The following is a 6,752-nucleotide window of genomic DNA, read 5'->3' as shown; positions in this document are numbered from 1 at the left end:
GAGACCCCGCCTGAACCGAGCACCGCAGGTTGCCCGTAGCGAAGCGAAGGGACGCAGCAACCAGGGTCGCCTTTTCTTTTGCTTACTTTTCTTTTGGCGAAGCAAAAGAAAAGTGAGTAGCTGCCGGGCTACCCCCGGCCAGCAACCCTAAGCAGAGGGCGAGGGCGCGCAAGCCGGCGCAAGACCCGGCCACGTCACCGCTACCTGGCTGCCAGCGCCTCGGCTTCCTGGCGCTGCCAACCCCCCCCCAGCGCCTTGAAAGCCGCGACCGCCGCCCGCGCGGATTCCGTTTGCGCCTGCGCCCGCAGATCGGAAGCCCGCAGCAGGTTCTCGTCAGCTTGCAGGACTTCAACGAAGCTGACGACCCCTTTCTGGTAGGCCGCGAACGAAGCCCCTCGCGCCCGCCCGAGCGAGTCCACACCCTGGGTGAGCAGGGCGGCCTGGTCCTCGCGTTTTACAAGGGACGAAAAAGCGTTTTCCACGTCTTCGGTCGCGCGCAGCACGGCAAGCCGGTAAGCGGCCAGCGCCTCGGCGTCCTGGCCCTTGGCCAGGTCGATCTGCGCGTTGATGCGGCCGAAATCGAACAGGCGCCAGCGAAGGCCCAGCACGCCGGCGGCCTGGCTTGAGCTGTTGGTGAACAGCCTGCCGCCGGGCACCGCCGTCGCGCTGCCGACCAGCCCGCTCAGCGAGAGCTTGGGGTAGTACTCGGCGATCGCCATGCCGATACGGGCGTTCGATGCGGCCAGGCGGCGTTCGGCGACGATCAGGTCGGGCCGGCGCCTGAGCAGATCGCCCGGTGAGCCGCTTGAGGCGATCTGCGGGGCGGCCGGGATAAGGGCGGAATTCGCCAGCTCATTCCGGTGCGTACCGGGCGAGCTGCCCAGCATCACGTCCAGCGCATTCATGGCCGTCTCCAGTCCTGTTTCGAGGACCGGCACCGACGCCCGCACCTGGGCCAGCGCGCCCTCGGCCTGCCGCAACTGAAGCTCGGCGGCCAGGCCTTTGCCGTAAAGCAGCTGGATGATGGAGAGCTGTTCCTGTTGCGTTTGCGCTTGCCTGCGCGCAAGCTCGACGCGGGTTTGCAGCCCGCGAATGCTGATGTAGATATCGGCCGTCTGCGCCGCCACCGCGAGGCGGACTGCCGCCGCGCCGGCCTCCGACGCCTGGTAGTCGGCGAGCGCTGCTTCCCGTCCGCGGCGCAGGCCACCGAACAGATCCAGCTCCCAGCTTGCGCCGAGATTGGCCTCATAAGCCCTGCCGTTGCGGTCGAAATTGGGCCGTGAATTCAGGACCTGCCCCAAAGGCGTTTCAAGCGACTGGTAGGCGCGCGTCCCCTGGGCGCTGAGGTTGCCGGAAGGCAGCAAGGCGGCATCGGCCGCCCCCAGCCCTGCGCGGGCCTGGGTGACGCGAGCGGACGCCTGCGCGAGGTCGAGGTTCTGCGCCAGGGCTAGCCTTACGAAGCGGGTGAGCTGTGGATCGCCAAAGCCTTCCCACCAGACGATGGCATCGGCGGCGGCGCTGGCCTGGCGCTGTTCAAGCGCCTTCTGGCCCAGGTAGCGGTCCGGCAGGGGCGTCTCGGGCCGGACATAATCGGGCCCGACAGCGCAACCCGCTGAGAGACTGGCGATGGCCAGGATGATGAGAGTGCGTTTGAGTAGCATGGGGCAGCTTCCGCGAGTGGAAAAAGGGAGTTTGGGGAGGAATTAAATGTGACTATATTACAATATGGTCACTCGTTGTGCAAATAGCTGGCAAGGGGTAAGCTGTGGACATGAGTAAAGAAAGCACCCATGCGGCTCCGGCCCGAGGCCCGGCCGACCACGATGTGCGGGACCAGATTGTTTTGGCCGCGACCCAGCACTTCCGCCTCTACGGCTACGAAAAAACCACGGTTTCCGACCTCGCCAAGGCCATCGGCTTTTCCAAGGCCTACATCTACAAGTTCTTCGAATCCAAGCAGGCCATCGGCGAACTGATCTGCGCGAATTGCCTGCGCGAGATCGAAACCGACGTCAGGGCCGCCGTCGATGCCGTCGACGGCCCGCCGGAGAAGCTGCGGCGCATGTTCAAGACCATCGTCGAGTCCAGCCTTCGCCTGTTCTTTGAAGACCGCAAGCTCTACGACATCGCGGCTTCCGCCGCCACCGGTCGCTGGGAAGCGGTGCGTGCCTTTGAAGGGCGCATCCAGGCCTTGCTACAGGATGTGCTGCGCCAGGGGCGGGAAACCGAGGAGTTCGAGCGCAAAACGCCACTCGACGAGACGGCCGCCGCGATCTACCTGGTGATGCGCCCCTACCTCAACCCGCTGCTCCTGCAGTACAGCTTTGATTACACCGAGGACGCGCCGGCGCAGCTGTCCAGCCTGGTGCTGCGAAGCTTGTCCCGCTGAATTTGCGCTACTTTGATTGTGACTATTGACAATATTGGTCACTAGTATCAAAATGAAATCCTGTCTGTTTTTGATGGGATTTCCATGCGCCGCCACCTCGTTTTCCTTGCTGTCCTGCCCGCACTGACGCTTGCCCTGGCCGCCTGCGGCGACAAAAAGCCTTCCGATCCCCGTAGCGAAACACCGCTGGTACGCGCCGCCACCATCCGGGACGCGGCCCTTGCGTCGCGTTCCTTCACCGGAACCGTCGCCGCGCGGGTGCAAAGCGACCTGGGCTTCCGGGTTTCCGGCAAAGTCCTCGAGCGCCTTGTCGATGCGGGGCAAAGCGTCAAGCGCGGGCAGCCCCTCATGCGCATAGACCCGGTTGACCTGAAGCTCGCGGCGCATGCCCAGCAGGAAGCGGTCGCGGCTGCCCGGGCACGGGCCCAGCAAACGGCCGAGGAAGAAGCCCGCTACCGCGACCTGCGCGGAACCGGCGCGATATCGGCTTCGGCCTACGACCAGGTCAAGGCCGCGGCGGATGCCGCCAAAGCCCAGCTCAATACGGCTGAAGCCCAGGCCGAAGTGGCGCGTAACGCCAGCCGTTATACGGAACTGGTGGCGGATGCCGACGGCGTCATCATGGAAACGCTGGCCGAACCCGGCCAGGTCGTCAACGCGGGGCAGGTCGTGCTGCGCCTGGCGCGTGCCGGACACCGTGAGGCCATCATCCAGTTGCCGGAAACCCTGCGCCCCGCGGTGGGTTCAAGCGCCACGGCCTCGCTTTTTGGCAGGGACGGCGCGCCCGTTCCGGCCAAGCTCAGGCAGCTCTCGGATGCCGCGGACAGGCTGACGCGCACCTTCGAGGCGCGCTATGTGCTGGAAGAGGATCTGGCCAACGCACCCCTGGGCACCACGGTCACCATCAATATCCCGGAGGCGAATGTGCCTGCCGCTGCACAAGGCGGCTTGTCGGTCCCGATCGCTTCCCTGTTCGATGCCGGCAAGGGGCCGGGCGTCTGGGTCATCCAGGGCGAGCCGGCCAAGGTTTCCTGGCGGCCGGTCACGGTCCAGCGGCTGGACGAAGACAGCGCGCGCATTGCGGGCGCCTTCAAGCAGGGTGACCGCATCGTCGCACTCGGCACGCACCTGCTGCGCGAAGGCGAACAGGTCCGGGTGGCGGGCGAAGCCGCCGTCGCCACCGCCGCTACCACCACCGGCCCGGGAGCGCGGCCATGAGCGAAGGCCGTTTCAACCTGTCGGCGCTCGCCGTGCGCGAGCGTTCCGTCACCTTGTTCCTGATCGGCCTGATCTCCCTGGCTGGCCTCGTGTCCTTCTTCAAGCTGGGCCGGGCCGAAGACCCGGCGTTCACGGTCAAGGTGATGACCGTCATCACCGCCTGGCCGGGCGCCACGGCGCAGGAAATGCAGGACCAGGTCGCCGAGAAACTGGAAAAGCGGCTGCAGGAATTGCGCTGGTACGACCGCAGCGAAACCTACACCCGGCCGGGCCTGGCCTTCACCACCCTGACCTTGCTGGACACCACACCGCCCTCGGAAGTGCAGGAGCAGTTCTACCAGGCGCGCAAGAAAGTCAGCGACGAAGCCGGCAACCTTCCGTCCGGCGTGATCGGGCCCATGGTCAACGACGAATACGCCGACGTCACCTTTGCCCTGTTCGCGCTCAAGGCCAAAGGCGAGCCGCAGCGCCTGCTGGTGCGTGATGCCGAGACGCTGCGCCAGCGCCTGCTGCGCGTGCCCGGCGTCAAGAAGGTCAACATCGTCGGCGAGCAGCCCGAACGCATTTTTATCGAGTTCTCGCATGCGCGCCTGGCGACGCTGGGCCTGAGCCCGCAGGACGTGTTCAGCGCGCTCAACAGCCAGAATGCCTTGACGCCCGCCGGCTCCGTGGAAACTCGGGGGCCGCAGGTCTTCATTCGCCTGGACGGCGCTTTCGATGAGCTGCAGAAGATCCGCGATACGCCGGTCGTGGCGCAGGGGCGCACCCTGAAACTGTCGGACATCGCCACCGTCAAGCGCGGCTATGAAGACCCTGCCACCTTCATGATCCGCAACGGCGGCGAAGCGGCGCTGCTGCTCGGCGTTGTCATGCGCGACGGCTGGAACGGGCTGGACTTGGGCAAGGCGCTGGACAAAGAACTCGCTGCGATCAACGCCGAGATGCCGCTCGGCATGGGCCTGAGCAAGGTCACCGACCAGTCCGTCAACATCAGCTCGGCCGTCGACGAGTTCATGGTCAAGTTCTTCGTCGCGCTGCTGGTGGTCATGGTCGTGTGTTTCGTGAGCATGGGCTGGCGCGTCGGCATCGTGGTCGCGGCGGCCGTGCCGCTGACGCTGGCGGCCGTCTTCATCGTAATGGCCGCGACCGGAAAAAACTTCGACCGCATCACGTTGGGCTCGCTGATCCTGGGACTGGGCCTGCTGGTGGACGACGCCATCATCGCCATCGAAATGATGGTGGTGAAGATGGAGGAGGGCTATAGCCGTACTGCCGCGTCCGCCTATGCCTGGAGCCACACCGCCGCGCCCATGCTCTCGGGCACGCTGGTCACGGCCGTCGGCTTCATGCCCAACGGCTTTGCCCGTTCCACCGCGGGCGAATACACCAGCAATATGTTCTGGATCGTCGGCATCGCGCTGATCGCCTCCTGGGTGGTCGCCGTGGTGTTCACGCCTTACCTGGGCGTCAAGCTGCTGCCCGAACTCAAAAAAGTCGAAGGCGGGCATGACGCGCTTTACGACACACCGCGCTACAACCGCTTTCGCCGGGTGCTCGCGCGCGTCATCGCCCGCAAGTGGCTGGTCGCCGCGACGGTGATGGGCCTTTTCACCGCGGCCGTTCTCGGCATGGCCATCGTCAAGAAACAGTTCTTCCCGATCTCCGACCGTCCCGAAGTGCTGGTCGAGGTGCAGATGCCGTATGGCACGGCCATCGTGCAGACCAGCGCCGCCGCGGCAAAAGTGGAAGCCTGGCTGGCAAAACAGCCGGAAGCGAAGATCGTCACCGCCTACGTAGGGCAGGGCGCGCCGCGCTTCTACCTGGCCATGGGGCCGGAACTGCCCGACCCTTCGTTCGCCAAGATCGTGGTCCGCACCGACAGCCAGGAGGAGCGCGTGGCCTTGAAGATGCGGCTGCGCACAGCGGTAGCTGAAGGCCTGGCTCCCGAGGCGCGTGTGCGCGTCACCCAGCTGGTGTTCGGCCCGTATTCGCCGTTCCCGGTCGCCTACCGGGTCACCGGGCCGGACCCGGACACGCTGCGCAAGATCGCGGCCGAGGTGCAGCAGGTCCTGGACGCCAGCCCCATGATGCGCACCGTCAACAACGACTGGGGCACACGCAACCCCACGCTGCACTTCACCTTGCAGCAGGACCGCCTGCAGGCCGTGGGCCTGAGCTCCAGCGCCGTGGCGCAGCAACTGCAATTCTTGCTGAGCGGTGTCCCGCTGACCGCCGTGCGCGAAGACATACGCACGGTACAGGTCGTGGCCCGTTCGGCCGGCGGCACCCGGCTGGACCCTGCCCGGATCGCGGACTTCACCTTGACCGGCGCCGCCGGGCAACGCATCCCGCTGTCGCAGGTGGGCAAGGTCGAGGTGCGCGCCGAAGAGCCGGTCATGCGCCGGCGCGACCGCATGCCGACCATCACCGTGCGCGGCGACATCGCCGAAGGCCTGCAGCCGCCCGATGTGTCCAGCGCCATCACCCCGCAGCTCAAGCCCATCATGGACAAGCTGCCCGGCGGCTACCGCATCGAAGAGGCCGGCGCCATCGAGGAGTCGGGCAGGGCGACCAAAGCCATATTGCCGCTGTTCCCCATCATGCTGGCGATCACGCTGCTCATCATCATTTTCCAGGTGCGCTCGATCTCCGCCATGGTTATGGTTTTCCTGACCAGCCCCCTGGGCCTGATCGGTGTGGTGCCCACATTGATCCTGTTCCAGCAACCCTTCGGCATCAATGCGCTGGTCGGCCTGATCGCGTTGTCGGGAATCCTGATGCGCAACACCCTGATCCTGATCGGGCAGATCCACCACAACGAGCAGGCGGGCCTGGACCCTTTCCGTGCGCTGGTCGAGGCCACCGTGCAGCGCTCGCGGCCCGTGATCCTGACCGCATTGGCGGCCATGCTGGCCTTTATCCCGCTGACGCATTCAGTCTTCTGGGGCACCCTGGCTTACACGCTGATAGGCGGCACCTTCGCCGGGACCGTCCTCACGCTGGTGTTCCTGCCGGCCATGTATTCCATCTGGTTCGGGATTCGCCCGGCGCCGGAAGCTGATCCGCGCTGATTTGCGCCTCCTCGCTATTTGCCTGTCGAAAGATCTGTCATGTCGAATTCCATCGTTGTTGTTGTGACCGGGGT

General features: G+C 65.7%; 4 protein-coding genes. 3 read left to right on the top strand and 1 reads right to left on the bottom strand.

Features of this window, described 5'->3' with window-relative positions:
- Positions 1-200: 200 nt before the first annotated feature.
- On the bottom strand, positions 201-1,661 hold the full coding sequence (locus AC1D0P_RS19500) for an efflux transporter outer membrane subunit (RefSeq protein ID WP_477678267.1): 1,461 nt from the start codon (positions 1,659-1,661) through the stop codon (positions 201-203).
- A 110-nt stretch (positions 1,662-1,771) separates the two neighbouring features.
- Between AC1D0P_RS19500 and AC1D0P_RS19495 the strand changes: the two genes are divergently transcribed.
- The 3 genes from AC1D0P_RS19495 (at position 1,772) to AC1D0P_RS19485 (ending at position 6,678) form a co-directional block, all read left to right on the top strand.
- Positions 1,772-2,389, top strand: a complete 618-nt coding sequence (locus tag AC1D0P_RS19495) for a TetR/AcrR family transcriptional regulator (RefSeq protein WP_477678266.1) — start codon at positions 1,772-1,774, stop codon at positions 2,387-2,389.
- A gap of 84 nt (positions 2,390-2,473) precedes the next feature.
- Positions 2,474-3,607, top strand: coding sequence for an efflux RND transporter periplasmic adaptor subunit (locus AC1D0P_RS19490; RefSeq protein ID WP_477678265.1), 1,134 nt, complete (start codon positions 2,474-2,476; stop codon positions 3,605-3,607).
- Positions 3,604-6,678 carry an efflux RND transporter permease subunit gene (locus AC1D0P_RS19485; RefSeq protein ID WP_477678264.1) on the top strand — a complete coding sequence of 1,025 codons (3,075 nt, stop codon included), beginning with the start codon at positions 3,604-3,606 and terminating at the stop codon, positions 6,676-6,678. The genes AC1D0P_RS19490 and AC1D0P_RS19485 overlap by 4 nt, the downstream gene beginning before the upstream one ends.
- Positions 6,679-6,752: the final 74 nt, after the last annotated feature.

It is taken from the genome of Polaromonas sp. P1_G2, from assembly GCF_056405515.1.
This window is presented reverse-complemented; position numbering and strand designations above follow the sequence as displayed.

What these genes read in the sequence shown, in the direction of transcription:
- AC1D0P_RS19500 (WP_477678267.1), bottom strand. Translation starts at nt 1,661, where the DNA reads ATGCTACTCAAACGCACTCTCATCATCCTGGCCATCGCCAGTCTCTCA.
- AC1D0P_RS19495 (WP_477678266.1), top strand. Translation starts at nt 1,772, where the DNA reads ATGAGTAAAGAAAGCACCCATGCGGCTCCGGCCCGAGGCCCGGCCGAC.
- AC1D0P_RS19490 (WP_477678265.1), top strand. Translation starts at nt 2,474, where the DNA reads ATGCGCCGCCACCTCGTTTTCCTTGCTGTCCTGCCCGCACTGACGCTT.
- AC1D0P_RS19485 (WP_477678264.1), top strand. Translation starts at nt 3,604, where the DNA reads ATGAGCGAAGGCCGTTTCAACCTGTCGGCGCTCGCCGTGCGCGAGCGT.